Origin of the sequence: Mangrovimonas sp. YM274 (assembly GCF_030908385.1) — a bacterium.
GTDB lineage: Bacteria > Bacteroidota > Bacteroidia > Flavobacteriales > Flavobacteriaceae > Mangrovimonas_A.
Map to the genome: position 1 here is coordinate 2,944,632 of NZ_CP133091.1, position 17,087 is coordinate 2,961,718.

Below are 17,087 nucleotides of genomic sequence, written 5' to 3' on the forward strand. Positions count from 1 at the left end.
ATGATTATGAAAAAAATAAAGTTCATTATTTGCACCTTTATCACATTATCAGTGATAACAGGATGTACAAAAGATTATGAAGAGTTAAACACAGATCCTAATAACCCAGTTGCAGTACCTGCCCACCTTTTATTAGGAACCACGCAAAGAGTATATATGAATGTTATGCATGGTGTTTTAGGAGGTGCCGGTGGCGACATGGGTTCTGTTTGGGCTCAATTATGGACAAAAGTCCAATACAATTCTGAAGAGCGCTACATACCAAGACGTACTGTTATTGATAATATTTGGGACAACGCCTTTGCTAGTGTAATTGCTGAAGCTGACGCCATGGAAAAGTTAGCTATTGATGAAGGCAACACTAACCTTCAGGCTGCCGCAATGATTATGAAAGCCAGTGGATTTCAATTTTTGACGGAACTTTTTGGACCTATTCCATTCACCGAAGCCATGGATCCAACAATATTAAAGCCTGTTTACGACGATGAGGCCACCATATATAACGGTATTATCGATATGTACACCGAGGCTGCTTCTATGCTTGCCAATGGATCGGGTGAAATAGTTGCTTCTTCCGACTTATTTTACGGAGGCGACGTAACTAAATGGAGAAAATTAGCAAACTCATTAAAATTTAGAGCTTTAATGAGAATTTCTTCAACTCAAGATGTAAGCTCTGAATTACAAGCCTTAGTGAATGGAGGATTTCTAATGTCTTCTAACGATGATGATGCTCAAGTAAACTATACTGCTACCCAACCAGACGCCAACCCTATCTATGAATTGATAGACTTTGGGTCTAGATTGGAATACAAAGTTAATTCCCTTGTAGTTGATAGAATGGTCACTTTAAATGATGACCGCTTACCCTTATATGCCGCCCCAGCTGAATCTGATGGAGCTTATAGAGGAAAGCCTGCGGGATATGGAGACCTTACCGCTCTACCTAACGAAGGATTGGGTTATACTTATGCTAATATTTCAGGAATCGGAGAATTTTATTTAAACCCTGAATTACCAGGTGTTTTAATGTCATTCTCAGAGCTTAGCTTCTTAATGGCCGAAGCGGCTAACGAAGGATATATCTCTGGAGGTCTTGACGCTGCTTTAGATTATTATTATACAGGAATTGAAGCCAGTTATGAATTCCACGGTATTAGTTCATCATCATACCTTTCTCAAGAAGGTTTGGGATTTGCCAATCAAAACGATGCTAGAGAAAAAATTGGTGAAGAAAAGTGGTTAGCCTTATTTGGGCAAGGTTTTGAAGCTTGGACTGAATGGAGAAGAACTAACATACCAGTTCTGACTCCTGCCATAGAAGGTGACATCAATCAAATCCCTTCTAGATATTACTACCCAACTACAGAACCTTCTCTTAATGGAGATAATCATGCTGCTGCATCATCTTCAATTGGTGGTGACGAATTGACTTCTTCTTTATTTTGGCAATAACAAACCTATAAATTTACAAGTATGAAAAATATAAAATTCTTAATATTAATGTTGTTTTCATTGTCAATGGTTGTATCATGTATAGACGATGATAATGACGAACTAACTGGTGGGGCATCTACGGGTGGGCTAATCACTCTAAACAACGCGGCCATAGGTTATGTTGTAGGTAACGGCGCTACTTATACGGCCTCTGGAAGTGTCTACCAAGGCAACACAAAGACTGTAAATATTGACATTTATAAATCTTTTACAAGTTCTGCCACGGGAAACAGTACTGAAGAAATCCTGTATGACTCAGTGGAAATTACAGAAACTGATTTAGGGACCAACGCTCCTTTTTCAACATCATTTACATATGAAGATTTAATTGAAGGATTAACCTTAGACGGAAGTCCGTTACCAGCAAGTGATAGCGAGCTAAACATCGGAGACTTTTGGACACTGCGCTATGAAGCTACCCTTGATACAGGGGAAGTTTTTGCCAGTGCTGCAAGTACAAAAGTTTCAGTTGGAACACGTTTTGCAGGCCTATACCGATGCTTGGAAGCGGAATATTACAGAATCGGTGTTCTTACATACACCGCTTCAGATTGGCCTTCAGAAACTACCATTGAATCTGTAGATGCTACTACCTATAGAGTTGTAGAATATTTTGGAGCATTTAACGGTAATGAATGGTATTTTCAAATTGACGAAAATGATAAAATAACCTATCCAGATGAAACTCCTAGCGGTGATGCTCAAAATGGAAATGGCCAACCTTTGATTACTTGTGAATCTTCTCCCGCAGACATGAGTAATGTTCCATGTGGTGCCGAAACAAATATTGTGGTTAGAGATGAAGTTAATGGGGAAGATTTACTGTATATGTCTTTTGGATATTATACTTCAGGTTCTGGATCAAGAGAATTCTATCAAGTCATGGAAAAAATTGTAGAATAATAAATGAAAAAACATGAAAAATAAATTTATAAAAATATCTCTTATGGTCTTTGCTATTATTGTTACTACTGCCTGTAGCGACGATGATTTAACAGGGCACAGCACCATGGAACCAAGCACGCCTACACTTAGTGTTGCATTGGATTTCGCCAATAACCAAACATTGGTCGAAGAAGAAACAACTTATGGTTTCACAGTAAGTATAAGTGAACCTCAAATTGTAAATGTTAGGGTTTATCTCGAGCAAACCGCAGGAGATGCAATTGACGGTGAAGATTTCTCATTCCCTCATAGCGTCACAATTCCAGCAGGATCCACTTCTGTTTCCGATGTTATAGCCATCCATGCAGATGATCTTATAGAAGAAACTGAAACTGCTACCATTAGAATTGGTACAGGTAACGAATCAAATGTTTCAGCTGTAAATGAGCAAGTAGTTACTTTCAATATTCAAAACCTAGTTGAAGGAGACTTAATGGTAGGTATGTCATGGGAAACAGCAACAACAGTTACTGATAACTTTGGCACAGAATTAGATGCTACGGATGTTGCTGATTTACGACTATTAATAACAGATGTACCCTATACAGAAATTATTGGTGGGGCAGATGGAGGAAGTTTTGAAACCTACACCCTTTCTTCTGATACTCCTGATGGTGAATACTATGTCGTAGCTGATTATTATTCCGCTATGGATATTCCAGTAGACCTTAACCTTCATTTGACATTTGACCAAATTGGAGTCATCAACGGAGAAGAGTATAGTTTCGCAGGAGCACTTAATACCGGAAACTCATGCTCTAGTGTATACTACATTATGGCTCAAATAACCAAAATGGGAGATAATTATACAATCACGGAAATTGGAGAAAGTAGCCCAGTTACGGCGGCACCTTTCATTGGAACAGCAACTGTTGTAACCGATGAATGGGCTGATTATGATCCAGGAGAAACTATAGAAATTGAAGAAGGCTCAAATGAAAATGAATTTTGGATAAGAGCATATGGTAATCCATATATTGAAAATCCTGATACAGCATACTTTATAGTTACTATTGATCCTGCAACCGCAAATGTCACCCTTATGTCCAATGAAGACTTTCAATACGGATGTAGTGAAGGTGTCGTAACTGGTTCTGGAACTGTAAATGCCTGTGCAGGTACAATTGACCTTGTCTTAGACTTTGGTCTTGGTAATTGTGGGGATTATCCTGGATATGGTTTCTCACTACAATTATAAACTCTGAATAATTAACCAATTATTATAGTTAGTCTTTAAACCACCTCTAAGAGGTGGTTTTTTTTATACAAGTACCCTAGGATTTATAGCCTCAATTACATTTTTGAAAATTAGATTTTCATACCTTTGTCCCAATGGAAAAAGAGACTACAATTTTTGGAATTAGAGCGGTTATTGAAGCTATTAAATCTGGTGAGAATATCGACAAGATTTTTATTCAAAAAGGCCTTCGTGGAGATTTGTTTTCAGAATTGGAACAGCTTCTTAAAAAAGAGCGATTAAACACCTCATTTGTGCCAATTGAAAAGCTCAACAAACTATCCAAGAAAAACCATCAAGGGGTCATTGCCCAAATTGCACCAATTACCTTTTACGATTTGGAAGATTTGGTAATGGAAGTGACTGAATCTGGAAAAACACCTCTCTTTCTGCTACTTGATCAACTTAGTGACGTTCGTAATTTTGGTGCCATTGTTAGGACGGCTGAATGTACAGGGGTTTCTGGAATTATTATCCAGAAAAAAGGAGGAGCACCTGTTAATGGCGATACGGTAAAGACCAGCGCTGGAGCCATCTTCAAAATGCCTATTTGCAAAGTCGATCATATTAAAGATGCTGTATTCTATATGCAGGCTTCAGGCATCAAAGTCATTGCTGCAACAGAAAAAACAGATCAAACACTATACGATGTTTCGTTTACAGAACCATGTGCCATCATTATGGGGTCTGAAGGAAAAGGAATCAATCCTTCCGTTTTAAATGTCGTGGACGATAAGGCTAAGCTTCCTATTTTAGGGGAAATCGAATCGCTGAACGTTTCTGTTGCTTGCGGCGCTTTCTTATATGAAGCAATTCGCCAAAGACGTTAATCTCCCCCCGGGTTTTCTTTAAAATTATAAACAATCTTTACTTGGCTTTGAGTTGAGAGATCTTCTGGAATGTCTTCAGGTTCCTCTTCTTCCTTAAGTTCAATAAAATTACCATTTTCATCAAAATGCCTTAAAAATGGATCGTCATCCTCATTATAATCGGGTTGTTGCCACACATAACGTTCCGGTTTAGCAATAGTCTTTCTAAACAATAACGAAAACAAAAAACCCGTAATCAAACCTGCTAAGTGACCTTCCCAAGACATTCCCCTCTCCCCCGGAAAAACATACCAAATCATACTTCCGTATAGAAAAACAATCAAAAAGGAAAGTGCCACCAACCTGTAATATTTGGCAAAAACCCCCTTAAAAAAAATAAAGCTTACCAAAACATAAATCAATCCACTAGCACCAATATGGTTTGCTGGCCTACCAATGCACCAGGTTATAAAGCCCGATAGTAGAATACCATAAAACAAGACCTTCCATGCTATTGTTCTGTAGAAATAGAACAAGGACATGGACAAGATTAAAAGCGGAAGACTGTTATGGTACAAATGTTTAATATCCGAATGAATAAAAGGGCTAAACAGCACACCTCGAAGCCCCTTAAAAGTCAGGGGATATACACCAAAATTTTTGATATCATGAAAAAACCTTACTTGAAGCCAAAACACAATCCATAGTGCAAGCACCATAAAAATAGGATAAGCAACGACTCCCGTCGAATATTTAAACTGTTGAGAATTATCCATACTTAAATTTATAATATTCTTTTCAAAATACTAACCATTTATAGGTTTTATGAAATATTGTCATCTTCATACTGTTCATGCAAAAGGAAAAATAGAATTGAGACCACTTTATAAAACTTGCCTTTCAATTTTGTAATTTTACCGCTATGAATGAACCTTTAGCAGAACGACTCAGACCCAAACACCTAAAAGAGTATCTAAGCCAAACTCACTTGGTTGGAGAGCAAGGCGCTCTTGCGCAACAATTGAGAAATGGTGTCATACCATCTATGATTTTTTGGGGACCTCCTGGGACTGGAAAAACCACATTAGCTAATATTATTGCCAACGAATCAGACCGTCCATTTTACACTTTGAGTGCCATTAGCTCTGGAGTGAAGGATGTTCGAGAAGTTATTGATAAAGCCAAGCAAAGTGGAGGTTTGTTCACCACAAAAAACCCTATCTTGTTTATTGATGAGATCCACAGGTTTAGTAAATCGCAACAAGATTCCCTGTTACAAGCTGTAGAAAAAGGTTGGGTAACTCTTATTGGCGCGACTACGGAAAACCCGAGTTTTGAAGTGATTCCTGCACTTATATCCCGCTGTCAGGTTTATGTATTGAATTCCTTTAGCAAAGAGGATTTGGAAGCGCTTCTTAATAGAGCCATTCATGAAGATACCATTCTATCCGCTAAGAATATCCAACTTAAGGAAACTGAAGCTTTAATTAGACTTTCGGGAGGTGATGGCCGAAAGCTTCTCAATATTTTTGAACTTATTGTCTCTTCATTCGGAGAAGATCAGGACATTGTCATCACCAATGACGATGTGTTTAAAAAAGTTCAGAACAATACAGTTCGATATGACAAAACCGGCGAACAGCATTACGACATTATTTCTGCATTTATAAAATCTATCAGGGGAAGTGATCCCAATGCTGCCGTATATTGGTTAGCCAGAATGATTGAAGGGGGAGAGGATGTTAAATTCATTGCACGTCGACTTCTTATCTTGGCTAGTGAAGACATTGGAAACGCCAACCCAACGGCCCTTGTTATTGCTAACAATTCCTTTCAGGCGGTTTCTACAATTGGCTACCCAGAGTCTCGCATAATTTTAAGTCAGTGCGCCATTTATTTGGCTACATCTCCCAAAAGCAATGCTTCCTATCAAGCTATTGGTAAGGCCCAACAACTTGTAAGACAAACGGGCGATTTATCGGTGCCATTGTCCATAAGAAATGCCCCTACCAAACTTATGAAAGAGTTAGGTTATGGTGAAGATTACCAATATGCCCATAATTACGAGAATAACTTCGCACCCCAAGAGTTTCTGCCAGATGAAATTAAAAACACCAGGTTTTACGAACCGGGAAACAATGCCAGGGAACAATCTCAACGTGAATTTTTAAAACAGCGTTGGAAAAACAAATACGGCTACTAGAACTTTATATTTAAACTTTTTGAAGCTATTGATGTCCCATCGTTATGAGAATAATACCATATTCCATTTTCCTTATACACAATGGCATTGCTTCCTTTGACCACAAAGACATCTGGTTTGGAAGTTTCCAAAAGAATCATCACTACTTTAGGTGTTCTATCCACTAGCTGAAATCCTTTATCCAAAGGCTGGGCATACAAAGTTTCTGTTTCTGCTACCGTTGAAGGATCTGATTTGATAGTATTGCTCACCGAAGCAGAAGTAGCTACTACCGGCGTACTTTTTGTTACTGAATTTGAAGTAACCGGAGAAGTTTCTGTCACCATTGCAGTTGTTTGGTTCGCTCCTGAAACTGGCTCATAAACATAGCCCATATACTGGAAGGTTTCAAAAGCATCTCTTAAGGCCTGGTTGTAGGCCGTATCGTATGATTTTTCTCTGGACTCCCCTACTTGTGATGATTCAATAATCTTTCCATCGCAACTCTTTAAGTCTATCTGCAATTTGGTTTTAAAGAGCCCGCCCTTTTCTTCCGTAACATCTACATATAGCGCCAAACACCTATTAGCCTGCAAGTCTGACGGAAGGGTTTCATTATTGAGAAAGGCCGTAAAACCATATTTATTAAACAGGAACTTGGTTAAAGAATTTAATTGATATTGATCTATTTCCTTTAAAAAACCATATTTGGTTGGAACAATAATATATTTATAGTTGTTAACAGCATCCTGAGCAAAACTCCCAAAAGAACTCAAAGTTAGTAATAAGAGTACAAGAAAACGTTTAGGAAAATTCATTGTATTTATATTTTAATTTTAAAGTTAGTTAATGTAGGCTAAAGATAGTTTTTTAATTGGATAAGATGACGCACTTGTTTTACAGATTGCCCTACATCTTCATTCCTACAGTTAAAAAATATGGCATCCAAACCAACTTCCATAGCCCCTTGAACATCTGCTTCTAAACTATCACCCACCATAATGCTCTCTTCCGGTTTGGCATTGGCTTCATTTAAAGCAAACATAAAAATTTCTGGATTGGGTTTCTTAACTCCAACGACTTCAGCGTTGGTCATAGTTTTGAAAAAATGCCCCATTTTTGAACCATCCATCTTTTTGTTTTGGGCCTCCTTAAAACCATTAGTAATGATATGTAGTTCATAGTTAGGTTTTAAATAATCCAAAATTTCCAAAGCTCCTTCATACACATGATTGAAGGTGGTTAGATAGGTTATATAATCTATCGACAATTGTAAAATAAGCTCATCAGATGCTTCAAACTCGATACTATCAAATGTGTCACGCAACCTCCCGTAACGTAACTTTTCCTTGTCTACCTTTTCATGCCTATAGAGTTTCCAATAATTTCGGTTCACTTCGTTATACACATGCAAAAAACTATCCAATGGCGCCTTTACACCATGAATTTGAAATATCTTTTCAAAGGTTAATGCCGAGTTTCGGTCAAAATCCCAAAGGGTATGATCCAAATCAAAAAATATATGCCTGATATTATGAAGCTTCATTTACAGAATCCAAAACAATGTTAAACAATTCCCTAAACCCTTTCCACCTATGGTTCTCACTAAACGTATAGTTGTGGAAAATAGGTGTAAAAGTACCGTTTACTTTTTGTACACTATGCATCAGTCGCTGTAATTCTTCCTTTTTATCTAAAAGAGATTGCTTTTTCAACAATGCAAAATCGATACAATGGAAGGAATTGATTTGCAGGGGGGTTTGGATTTCATAATCCAAATCGTAAAACTGAAAGGGCGTACAGGTACTTGCCCTAAAACCCAATTCGTTAATATAGCCCATGGTAAAATCCTGTGTCACTTCCAATTCAATCAAATTTCGATAGGTTTCCGGTAGATTGATTTTTGAAAACGAATTCCGGGATGCTTCCAAATTATAATTGGTAATGGCTTCCATTTTGGCCTTTTCTTTCTTCAAAACGTCCTTGTTGTCCAAGGCAAAATACGAAACCTTAAGTCCTACCTTACAATAGTCTGCCACCGATTTGATGAGAGCCACAAACTTTTTCTTGTTTACATTGATATTCTTATCATATGTAGAAAAATCCCCAATGAGGAAAAACACCATGAATTTCTCCTTGAATTGTTTTTGCCGGTTGATGATCCACTTAAAGTTATCGTAGGGATCTCTTTGGAACCCGAAAATCACCAAAAAACGGGTGTAGACACTTTTTAGTTTGAAGCGAATTAAATCACTCATCGTCCCCCCAATAGTCCTCAACAACCCTTTTTGTTTGTAGTAATAGGCCATTGGTACATCTATCACAGGTTGTACCCTATACTTCTTTTCAGGAAACTGAAAGGTTTCAAATTGCTCTTGAATGACAGCCTTGAATTTATAGGCCCAAATATCGATAACCGGTTGATTGAGAAACCCATTTTTATAGGCCAGACTTTCCTTGGCCACAAACCTCCCATATGGATCTTTTACGTGAGGCATATATTCCTCATAACGGCACAACAGATAAAATGCTGCAGCAAAAATATCGAAAGGCAAACTGCTTTTATCACTCGTGGTAAAAAAGCATTTGGTATCGTCCCACTCCATCACGTTAATTTCCACATCGCTCAGCCCCTGCTCAAACAACAACTCATGACTTCTTATAAAAATTTCATTGCCCAAAGGTTGTTTGGTATACGACATTTTAATGTCATCGTGTGCAATAAACTCTTCAATAGTAGTAGTAAAACCAACAGGTATTCCCAAAATCCTAGTGCAGATATGCTTGAAAGTATAGGTTAAACGCGGGGTTATTTTATGGGTATAGACTAATAGCATAGATAGTATTGGAAGGCCTCAACCAGTGTTGTCAATCAAAAATAAGAAATTCCGAAAGTCCACCGATAGCATCTCCCTATAAATTTAATTTTACAGAATGCCTTCATCGGCGAAACTAAAATAAGCTCTTTCGGTAATGATTAAATGATCCAACACTTTTATATCCAAACTAGAACTTGCCTGTTTTAATTTTTGGGTGATTTGTTTATCGGCTTCGCTAGCCACCAAAGTCCCAGAAGGGTGATTGTGAACCAAAATAAGTCCCGTGGCTCCCACCTGCAAGGCCGTTTTCAAAACCAATCGTACATCAACCAAAGTTCCTGTAATTCCACCTTTACTCAACAAATTTTTCTGAATTACCTTATTGGAATTGTTGAGATATAGTATCCAAAACTCTTCATGGGGCAACTCTCCCACAATGGGCTGCATAAGTTCAAACACCGAAGCACTCGAGAGAATTTTTTGTTTTTCCAAGGCTTCCTCTCCTCGTCGTCTTCTCCCCAATTCCATCGCCGCAACAATGCTAATGGCTTTGGCCTCACCGACCCCTTTGAATTCCATAAGCTGAGTGATGCTCAATTTTCCCAGATTGTTAAGATTGTTCTCTACACTGGCTAAAATGCGTTTGCAGAGTTCCACAGCACTTTCACTTCTACTTCCCGAACCTATTAAAATCGCAAGCAATTCCGCATCGCTCAATACCGATTTTCCTTTGTCTCGTAATTTTTCTCTGGGCTGGTCATGTTGCGACCAATTTTTAATGGAGAATGATGGCTGGTTATTCTTCATAAAGAAAACTTAAGGGTTAGTGTTCCATAAATTTACACAAAGTAAATCAAACATTTAAGCACTTAATTTTAGTTCAATAATCTTTCAAACTCTTTTTATTGTAAATTTACCCTAACACCATTTCAAACCCTATTATGAAATCCCTTTTTGACTCTTCGGCCCATACCGAAATTCTAGAGCGCATGGAAAACATTCAAGAACATAGTATTCCTCTTTGGGGAGAAATGAATGCAGCAAAAATGTTTGCTCACTGTTGCGGTCCTTTAAAAGTGTCGTTGGGGAAGCTTGAATTGGAAAAACCCAATTTTATGATGAAGTTTATGTTGTCATTTTTCAGAGCTTCCCTCTATGATGACAAACCCTGGAAAAAAGGGCTGCCAACCACCAAGGAATACAAAATTACCCAAGACACCAATTTCGGCAGTTCCAAAAAAGAACTGATAGACCTCATCAACGAATTCCATGCTAAAAAAGACCAAACCACTTGGCCTGTGCACCCTTATTTTGGATCCTTTACCCCCGAACAGTGGGGCATGATGCAGTATAAACATTTAGATCATCACTTTATACAATTTGGCGTATAACGGTTTATGGCCTATCCACCAAAAACATATCAGGACAGCTCTTTACCTCATTTGCTCGAAGTGATAAAAGCATATCCCTTGGCGACGGTAATTTCTGTAGAAAACAACCGTCCAATAGTTACTCATATCCCATTGGTCTATAAAGAGGGTAAACTCATTGGCCATTTGGACAAACAAAATCCGCAAGCTGAGCTTCTAAAAAACAGCCAACCGGTTACAGCTATATTTTCTGGGCCTCAAGCATACATTTCTCCCAGTAATTTTGAGTCGGAACAACTACCAACATGGAATTATATTTTTGTGCACGTTCAAGGAAATGCCATTGCAATTTCAGATGTAAATGCCATCAAGGACTCCATGGTAGCCATGACCCATTTTTTAGAAGCTCCAGACCATAAATACATTTTGGAACAGGACAATCCAAGAATGGAGCAACTTATCAACTACGTAAGTGGCTTTGAAATAGACATTACCCATTGGGAGGGCAAATTCAAACTTTCGCAGGACAAACCTCATCAAGAATTTGAACAGGCCAAAGAAGCCCTTATCACTGAAAACCAAAAGAGCATTCAAGAGTTTTTGAGGAGACTCTTTAAGTGAATGCCCTTTTCAAAAAATGATTTAAATTATTCCAAATGAAAGGAAACCAATCGTCTTTCTATGGCAGGAATGTCTAACGCTACATGTGATGGAGTATCCTTTACCAAGCCAATTCCTTCGGCATAGTAATAGTTAACTTTACCCGTATACATAGTTTCATCTTCATCATATTTCAAATAATACTCCATTTTCAAACATTCAAAATTTCCTGATTCCACATCAACCATAACAGGGTTTTCATCAACTTGAATATAATAGGAACCAAAACCTTCCAATTCCCTAACCAGAATTTCATCAAAATTGTTGTTTATAAATTTGATACTGTTATCCTGGTCTATTAGCGAGCCTTTATAAGCCCTTAAATATTCAAAGTACTCTCCGTTGGGATTACAGTAAGTTATCTCTGTATCATTTCCCGTTGTCTTTGTTCTAAACTCAAAATAAGAGTCCCCATAAATATTCTTTGTACCAACTATGGATACAGAATCTATAATGCCAGTATCTTCATATACGTGAGATGTTGTATTATATTTATAATTCTTATACACCCAAGAATTCCCCACTTTTAAGGCATAAAAGTCTTCAGGCGAAGGACCTGAATCGTCACTAGAGCTGCAAGACACAAGAAGGAACGTTACCATTATTGAGAATACAGATGCTTTCATTTTCATAAGCTATTAATTGTTAATTTCATAGGAATCCAATCTTCTATAAACAGATGGCACGGACTGACTGACAAACGACACCGTACTCAAAACCAAACCAATACCTTCGGCATAATAAAAACGATCTAGTCCTGGCAATTGTTCTCCAGAAGCAATGATTAGGTACATTTCAGAATTGATACATGTGAAAGTTCCCGCCTCAACCGTCAGTTCAGTAGTCCCCTCCACCAAGCGTTCATAAACCGATCCCCAATCCTCTTCCCAAATCAATCGTTCTGAATAATCATTATTTGTAAATTTCACAAAGCCATCATCCCGTAAAAGAGTCCCTTCATAATCTCTCAACAACTCAAAATATTCTCCATTGGCATTGTAAAGAGTGCTACCAGAGTCATTGCCTGTAGTCCAGGTTCGAACTTTATAATATGTATTACCATAAACTTGCTCCTTACCCACAATACTTACGGAATCCACGACACTGGTCTCCAAATACTCGTCTAGAGAAGGACTATATTTATAGTGTTTATAAACCCATGAGTTTCCAACTTTCAAAGCATAAAAATTGGAGGATTGATTGGAGGATTCATCGTCGCTCGAGTCACAGGCAATAAATAACGCCCAAAAGCATAAACAGAAAAGAATACGTTTCATAATTGATTGGTTAAAATTGATTAATTAAAAAACGTAGTTGTACTCTATGCTTGTGATTTTATGATTTACAATTCATTTAACGCAATAATTCCTACAATATTATTGAATTTTAAAATTTCTTATTCAATACTACAAGACTACAAACTACACCATTCATTTTCAATAAACTAAATATTTTTTAAGGGAATAAAATAGTATATTAGCTATGTAAGTCCATGGCCAATATTTATGTTTAAAATTTCCTCGCACACATATAAAACTATTGTATTTCTTGCGCTTCTTATATTTCCTATCCTTACCTACGGACAGATTTTGGATACGGAAATTCCCAATGTAATATCAGACTCTATAAAGAAAAATAAAATAAAGGTCATTCCCCTCACACATATTATAGAAGGAATAGAAATTACCAACAAGGAACTGAAGAGCATCCAAAAAAAAATCAACAAAGACACGAAGATTACTGAAATAGACTCTTTATTTCCTTTCTATGAAGAATTTTTGAAAATCCAAAAAGAGGAAGTTGACAAATTTCTAAAAGCCGACCCTAACCGTGAAAAAATTGACAACCTTATCATTAAATGGGATGGTTACAGTGAATATCTTGAAATCTGGCAAACTGAAATCAACGATTTTCAAGAACGTAACTCTAGACTTTATGAAACTATTGAACCTTCAGAAACCATTTGGAATTTAACCTATGACAATGCCCTAGAGGAAAATGCCCCGCCCGAAATTTTGAACAATATTGTAGCCATTAGGGACAGCGTTGTAAAACTCAAGGATATCATACTTAAAAACAACAATGACTTTTTGAGTATGGAGGCAAGGATTAATGTGGAATTAAATGAAATTGATGAAGTCATTGAAGAACTAACCTCTTTGAAAGATTCAGATGTATACAATTTGTTCAATCAACGCCTCACACCTGTTTGGACCACTTCCTTCAGTAATATTTGGGAACACTCCGGGACCAACAATATTGATACTGTCAAAATGAGCACCTTGGGAAATTTCGATTTTGTAAAGACCCTTAAAAGATCTCTTCCCCTCTTTTTGATTTTTGTAGCCTTAATTACACTCCTTGTACTCTACTTAAAAAAGGCTTTTGAAACCTATCCTTTTACTGAAGAGAATGCCGATTTACAACATGCAAAAAGCACTCTTACTGAACATTATTTGGCAACCATTTTCTTCCTTGTATTTCTGTTGGCTAGGTTCTATTTTGTGCCCGCTCCAAAATTATTTCTGGACATCTTGACCCTTTTTTCTCTGTTTTCGGCCATTGCATTGGTGAAACCTTTAATGTACAAGCGCTTTAAGAAACTTATTTATTTTGCCATATTTTTTTATGTTTTTGACTCTATCAAAACCTACGTTTGGTTCAATGCAGAACAATATAGACTGTATACATTCATAGAGGCAATTTTAGTTATAGTGGTCGTATTTTCCTTTACCCATCCGTATAGAGAAACGCTCAAAATGAAGATGGAAATTTTTGGAAAATTCCTATTGCGATTCACTCCATTGATTTATGTTCTGTGTGGTGCCTCCATACTTGCCAATATATTGGGATATATCAATCTAACAGACTTATCTCTAAAAATTAGTACCCGCAGTGGTGTATTCATCATTTTGTTTTATGCCCTATTGATTATTTCCAATTCCTTATTCCTCAGCATAATTCACAGGCATTTTAGTGTACAGTCATCCTTTGATCCTGATCACAAGCTACAAACAGAAAAGAAAGTCCTTAAATTCAATAGGGTAACTGTCATTATCATCTGGTCATTGGTCTTTTTAAAAATGATAGACCAATTAGCTCCTATCCTAACCTTTTTTACAGACACGTCCAGTGAACCATATAAGTTTGGAAATTTAACATTCACTCTCAACGAAGTCGTTTCGTTTTTACTAGTCCTATTTATCTCCTTTGCCTTAACCCGGATTGTCTCCTTCCTCATCAATGACGGACAAGGAATTTTAAGAGTCTTCAAATTCCCTAAAGGTATCCCCGCCGCTATCTCCCTTGTGATACGATATTTAATTATCGCTTTCGGAATAATCTTGGCGTTATCTTCCCTAGGAATCGACCTCAGTAAATTTAACCTTATGGCTGGAGCCCTTGGTTTAGGAATTGGATTTGGCTTACAGACGGTAATCTCCAACTTTGTTTCTGGACTGATTCTAGTTTTTGAGCGACCAATATTACAAGGAGATACAGTAGAAGTTGATAATCTGCTAGGAACAGTTAACAGAATTGGCGTTAGATCTTCCTCCATTACCACCTTTGAAGGTGCCGAAGTGATTGTACCCAACAACAACCTAATATCAAACGACCTCATCAACTGGACACTTTCCAATAACACGAAACGTGTAGAAATATTGGTAGGTACTTCTTACAGTTCTGATCCCAACCTCGTCCTTAAAATATTATATGAAGCGGCCAGCAACTATGAAGACACCCTTAAAAATCCACCTCCACAGGCCTTATTTGTAGACTTTGGGGATAATTCACTGAATTTTACACTTCGGTTTTGGGTACACTATGAATTATGGCTTCAGGCCAAAAGTGATGTCTCTATTGAAGTTTATAACCAATTTAAGGATGCAGGTATTGAAATTCCTTTCCCACAAAGAGACCTTCATATTAAAAATATTCCAGAAATTGTTTCCAATTACAAAACGCCACCACCCCATGATCCACCTGAAAGTGAAACCAATATGGACGACACTGAGATTCCGAAAGTGGTGATTCCAATTGAGCACAGAGATCCAGGACACGATTTAGAAGTAGAGGAAAAGGAAAGTGAAGCAAACGAAAATCAAGAACCAAACAATGACAACCAAGAAACCCAATAAATCATGAAACAAGTTACAATATATTCAGCAAAATCAGATGTTAAAGCCATGGCAATAAAGAATTTGTTAGCCGACAACACTATTTCCTTTACAGAAATTGATAAGAGAGACACCTCTTATGCCAATCTTTTTGGGAATATTGAAATTTCAGTTGATGAAACCGATGCTGAAAAAGCCCAATCTCTTATTGAAGAGCTTCAGTTTGAGGAATAAACTATAAAAAAGAAGTCTATTGGATCTTTGTTATTTCCCCAATAGACTTTTTTTCGCTGAAAGAAAATTTAATTTACAACTCCAAGTTCTTTCTTCTCAACAATATTTTAGCGTAATCTCTACTCAAATCATCTCCATAATCGCGGTAGGCACGTTGGGCCCACTCCAAAGCCAATTCGGTATCTCCCAACACTTCGTAAGCCACCGCAATATTTAAAGCAGCTCTTCCCGCCGACTTACTGCCAAAATCATTAACGATGTTTTTCCAAATTTCTATGGCGTCATTCCATTTGGCAACTTCGGCAGAGCGCCACCCCATTTCAAATTGTCGTTTATCAGCACCTTTTCCCTTTTTGTACATGTCTCGTTTCACTCTGTAGTAACTTGGCAAAAACCTAGACACATAATCCTGTCCAGCTGCATAAGCAGTCTCATGAAGTGCATTCAACGGCGGTAGACCATTTATTAAATTGAAATCCATGAAATACGTCTGTTGAAAATGGTCTGAAATAGTTTGGGTTGCGGGATCATAAAGTCTCCAATAACTTCTCACATCAATTCGTGCTTGGGTTGGGAATCTTGCACTAGGTTTGCCCGTGGTAATCACAGCGTTTACTTGATCTGCTACCGCCGATCTCAGAAGATCGGAATTAGAGTCGAAAGTTTCCAAAACCAACAGCATATCGGCATTGGCAGTATTACAGATTTGCGCCACCTGCTCCCAACTTAATCTATCAGGCGTTTGACGCGTTCCTGTACCATACATTCTTAGTGTGTCCGGGATAATAATCTTTAAATGACTTTTATTCTGCAAACCATCAAACACACCTTTAATAGCTTCATCAGAAGCCAATTTATCAGAGCCTGCTATTTCTCCAGTAGTGATGGCTTCAATTGCTTCAGAATTTTTATCTTCTACCCTTGTGAGCGATCTGTTCACTACTACAATATCATTGACTTCTCCAGGCAATGATACTATTGGAGCTTGCGGATAATTTAAGCGAACATATCCATATTTACTGCATGACGTAAGGCCCAGCAACACGATTGCCAAGCCTAAAAAGTAGATTTTTTTCATAATAATCGATTTAGTGCTGCTATGCAATTAACAATAAATATGCCATTTTTCGAAGAAAAACTGTGCCTACCAAATACAGTTAAAGCTCCAATCCAAGGTTTTACGCTTGGTTTGAAGCTTCAAAAAATATTATTCAAC

At 37.5% G+C, this 17,087-nt stretch carries 17 protein-coding genes; 9 read left to right on the plus strand and 8 right to left on the minus strand.

Annotated elements, in window-relative coordinates; all coding sequences use genetic code 11:
* Positions 1-6 precede the first annotated feature (6 nt).
* The 4 genes from RBH95_RS12775 (at position 7) to rlmB (ending at position 4,509) form a co-directional block, all read left to right on the plus strand.
* Positions 7-1,455, plus strand: a complete 1,449-nt coding sequence (locus tag RBH95_RS12775) for a SusD/RagB family nutrient-binding outer membrane lipoprotein (protein ID WP_307899962.1) — start codon at positions 7-9, stop codon at positions 1,453-1,455.
* A gap of 21 nt (positions 1,456-1,476) precedes the next feature.
* The gene (locus RBH95_RS12780) at positions 1,477-2,400 is read left to right on the plus strand and encodes a hypothetical protein (RefSeq protein WP_307899963.1); all 924 of its coding nucleotides are present in this window, start codon (positions 1,477-1,479) and stop codon (positions 2,398-2,400) included.
* Between the two features lie 13 nt (positions 2,401-2,413).
* A complete protein-coding gene (locus tag RBH95_RS12785; RefSeq protein ID WP_307899964.1) occupies positions 2,414-3,640 on the plus strand; it encodes a hypothetical protein in 1,227 nt (408 codons plus the stop codon).
* A 134-nt stretch (positions 3,641-3,774) separates the two neighbouring features.
* Positions 3,775-4,509, plus strand: a complete 735-nt coding sequence (gene rlmB / locus RBH95_RS12790; RefSeq protein ID WP_307899965.1) for a 23S rRNA (guanosine(2251)-2'-O)-methyltransferase RlmB — start codon at positions 3,775-3,777, stop codon at positions 4,507-4,509.
* On the opposite strand, the gene RBH95_RS12795 is transcribed toward rlmB, so the two are convergent.
* Positions 4,506-5,264 (minus strand): rhomboid family intramembrane serine protease, encoded by a 759-nt coding sequence (locus tag RBH95_RS12795; protein ID WP_307899966.1) that lies wholly within the window; start codon positions 5,262-5,264, stop codon positions 4,506-4,508. The genes rlmB and RBH95_RS12795 overlap by 4 nt on opposite strands.
* Positions 5,265-5,410: 146 nt before the next feature.
* Here RBH95_RS12795 and RBH95_RS12800 point away from each other — a divergent pair, with 146 nt between their 5' ends.
* Positions 5,411-6,691: a replication-associated recombination protein A gene (locus RBH95_RS12800; RefSeq protein WP_307899967.1), complete on the plus strand. Its 1,281-nt coding sequence runs from the start codon at positions 5,411-5,413 to the stop codon at positions 6,689-6,691.
* On the opposite strand, the gene RBH95_RS12805 is transcribed toward RBH95_RS12800, so the two are convergent.
* From RBH95_RS12805 to radC, 4 genes are all read right to left on the minus strand, one after another.
* A complete protein-coding gene (locus tag RBH95_RS12805; protein ID WP_307899968.1) occupies positions 6,688-7,488 on the minus strand; it encodes a hypothetical protein in 801 nt (266 codons plus the stop codon). The two genes, RBH95_RS12800 and RBH95_RS12805, sit on opposite strands and share 4 nt — an antisense overlap.
* Before the next feature lie 38 nt (positions 7,489-7,526).
* Positions 7,527-8,216, minus strand: a complete 690-nt coding sequence (locus RBH95_RS12810) for a YjjG family noncanonical pyrimidine nucleotidase (RefSeq protein WP_307899969.1) — start codon at positions 8,214-8,216, stop codon at positions 7,527-7,529.
* The gene (locus tag RBH95_RS12815; protein ID WP_307899970.1) at positions 8,203-9,507 is read right to left on the minus strand and encodes a polysaccharide deacetylase family protein; all 1,305 of its coding nucleotides are present in this window, start codon (positions 9,505-9,507) and stop codon (positions 8,203-8,205) included. Before RBH95_RS12815 ends, RBH95_RS12810 begins: the two co-directional genes overlap by 14 nt.
* A gap of 90 nt (positions 9,508-9,597) precedes the next feature.
* Entirely contained in the window at positions 9,598-10,296 is a 699-nt protein-coding gene (radC, locus tag RBH95_RS12820) for a DNA repair protein RadC (RefSeq protein ID WP_307899971.1), read from the minus strand.
* A gap of 134 nt (positions 10,297-10,430) precedes the next feature.
* On the opposite strand from radC, the gene RBH95_RS12825 reads away from it, so the two are divergent.
* Positions 10,431-10,880 (plus strand): DUF1569 domain-containing protein, encoded by a 450-nt coding sequence (locus RBH95_RS12825; RefSeq protein WP_307899972.1) that lies wholly within the window; start codon positions 10,431-10,433, stop codon positions 10,878-10,880.
* Between the two features lie 6 nt (positions 10,881-10,886).
* Positions 10,887-11,480 carry an FMN-binding negative transcriptional regulator gene (locus RBH95_RS12830; RefSeq protein WP_307899973.1) on the plus strand — a complete coding sequence of 198 codons (594 nt, stop codon included), beginning with the start codon at positions 10,887-10,889 and terminating at the stop codon, positions 11,478-11,480.
* A gap of 26 nt (positions 11,481-11,506) precedes the next feature.
* On the opposite strand, the gene RBH95_RS12835 is transcribed toward RBH95_RS12830, so the two are convergent.
* Positions 11,507-12,145 carry a hypothetical protein gene (locus RBH95_RS12835; protein ID WP_307899974.1) on the minus strand — a complete coding sequence of 213 codons (639 nt, stop codon included), beginning with the start codon at positions 12,143-12,145 and terminating at the stop codon, positions 11,507-11,509.
* Positions 12,146-12,157: 12 nt separating this feature from the next.
* A complete protein-coding gene (locus RBH95_RS12840) occupies positions 12,158-12,796 on the minus strand; it encodes a hypothetical protein (protein ID WP_307899975.1) in 639 nt (212 codons plus the stop codon).
* Between the two features lie 228 nt (positions 12,797-13,024).
* Here RBH95_RS12840 and RBH95_RS12845 point away from each other — a divergent pair, with 228 nt between their 5' ends.
* Both RBH95_RS12845 and RBH95_RS12850 read left to right on the plus strand, forming a co-directional pair.
* Positions 13,025-15,658 (plus strand): mechanosensitive ion channel family protein, encoded by a 2,634-nt coding sequence (locus RBH95_RS12845; RefSeq protein WP_307899976.1) that lies wholly within the window; start codon positions 13,025-13,027, stop codon positions 15,656-15,658.
* Positions 15,659-15,661: 3 nt separating this feature from the next.
* A complete protein-coding gene (locus RBH95_RS12850; protein WP_307899977.1) occupies positions 15,662-15,871 on the plus strand; it encodes a putative signal transducing protein in 210 nt (69 codons plus the stop codon).
* Positions 15,872-15,944: 73 nt separating this feature from the next.
* Here the strand turns inward: RBH95_RS12850 and RBH95_RS12855 are convergent, their stop codons facing one another.
* A complete protein-coding gene (locus RBH95_RS12855; RefSeq protein ID WP_307899978.1) occupies positions 15,945-16,949 on the minus strand; it encodes a DUF6340 family protein in 1,005 nt (334 codons plus the stop codon).
* Positions 16,950-17,087 lie beyond the last annotated feature (138 nt).

Bases quoted from the DNA above. Each gene is read 5' to 3' on its own strand.
- rlmB (WP_307899965.1), top strand. From the start codon at position 3,775: ATGGAAAAAGAGACTACAATTTTTGGAATTAGAGCGGTTATTGAAGCT.
- RBH95_RS12855 (WP_307899978.1), bottom strand. From the start codon at position 16,949: ATGAAAAAAATCTACTTTTTAGGCTTGGCAATCGTGTTGCTGGGCCTT.
- RBH95_RS12800 (WP_307899967.1), top strand. From the start codon at position 5,411: ATGAATGAACCTTTAGCAGAACGACTCAGACCCAAACACCTAAAAGAG.
- RBH95_RS12845 (WP_307899976.1), top strand. From the start codon at position 13,025: ATGTTTAAAATTTCCTCGCACACATATAAAACTATTGTATTTCTTGCG.
- RBH95_RS12795 (WP_307899966.1), bottom strand. From the start codon at position 5,264: ATGGATAATTCTCAACAGTTTAAATATTCGACGGGAGTCGTTGCTTAT.
- radC (WP_307899971.1), bottom strand. From the start codon at position 10,296: ATGAAGAATAACCAGCCATCATTCTCCATTAAAAATTGGTCGCAACAT.
- RBH95_RS12850 (WP_307899977.1), top strand. From the start codon at position 15,662: ATGAAACAAGTTACAATATATTCAGCAAAATCAGATGTTAAAGCCATG.
- RBH95_RS12810 (WP_307899969.1), bottom strand. From the start codon at position 8,216: ATGAAGCTTCATAATATCAGGCATATATTTTTTGATTTGGATCATACC.
- RBH95_RS12825 (WP_307899972.1), top strand. From the start codon at position 10,431: ATGAAATCCCTTTTTGACTCTTCGGCCCATACCGAAATTCTAGAGCGC.
- RBH95_RS12785 (WP_307899964.1), top strand. From the start codon at position 2,414: ATGAAAAATAAATTTATAAAAATATCTCTTATGGTCTTTGCTATTATT.
- RBH95_RS12835 (WP_307899974.1), bottom strand. From the start codon at position 12,145: ATGAAAGCATCTGTATTCTCAATAATGGTAACGTTCCTTCTTGTGTCT.
- RBH95_RS12830 (WP_307899973.1), top strand. From the start codon at position 10,887: ATGGCCTATCCACCAAAAACATATCAGGACAGCTCTTTACCTCATTTG.
- RBH95_RS12840 (WP_307899975.1), bottom strand. From the start codon at position 12,796: ATGAAACGTATTCTTTTCTGTTTATGCTTTTGGGCGTTATTTATTGCC.
- RBH95_RS12780 (WP_307899963.1), top strand. From the start codon at position 1,477: ATGAAAAATATAAAATTCTTAATATTAATGTTGTTTTCATTGTCAATG.
- RBH95_RS12805 (WP_307899968.1), bottom strand. From the start codon at position 7,488: ATGAATTTTCCTAAACGTTTTCTTGTACTCTTATTACTAACTTTGAGT.
- RBH95_RS12775 (WP_307899962.1), top strand. From the start codon at position 7: ATGAAAAAAATAAAGTTCATTATTTGCACCTTTATCACATTATCAGTG.
- RBH95_RS12815 (WP_307899970.1), bottom strand. From the start codon at position 9,507: ATGCTATTAGTCTATACCCATAAAATAACCCCGCGTTTAACCTATACT.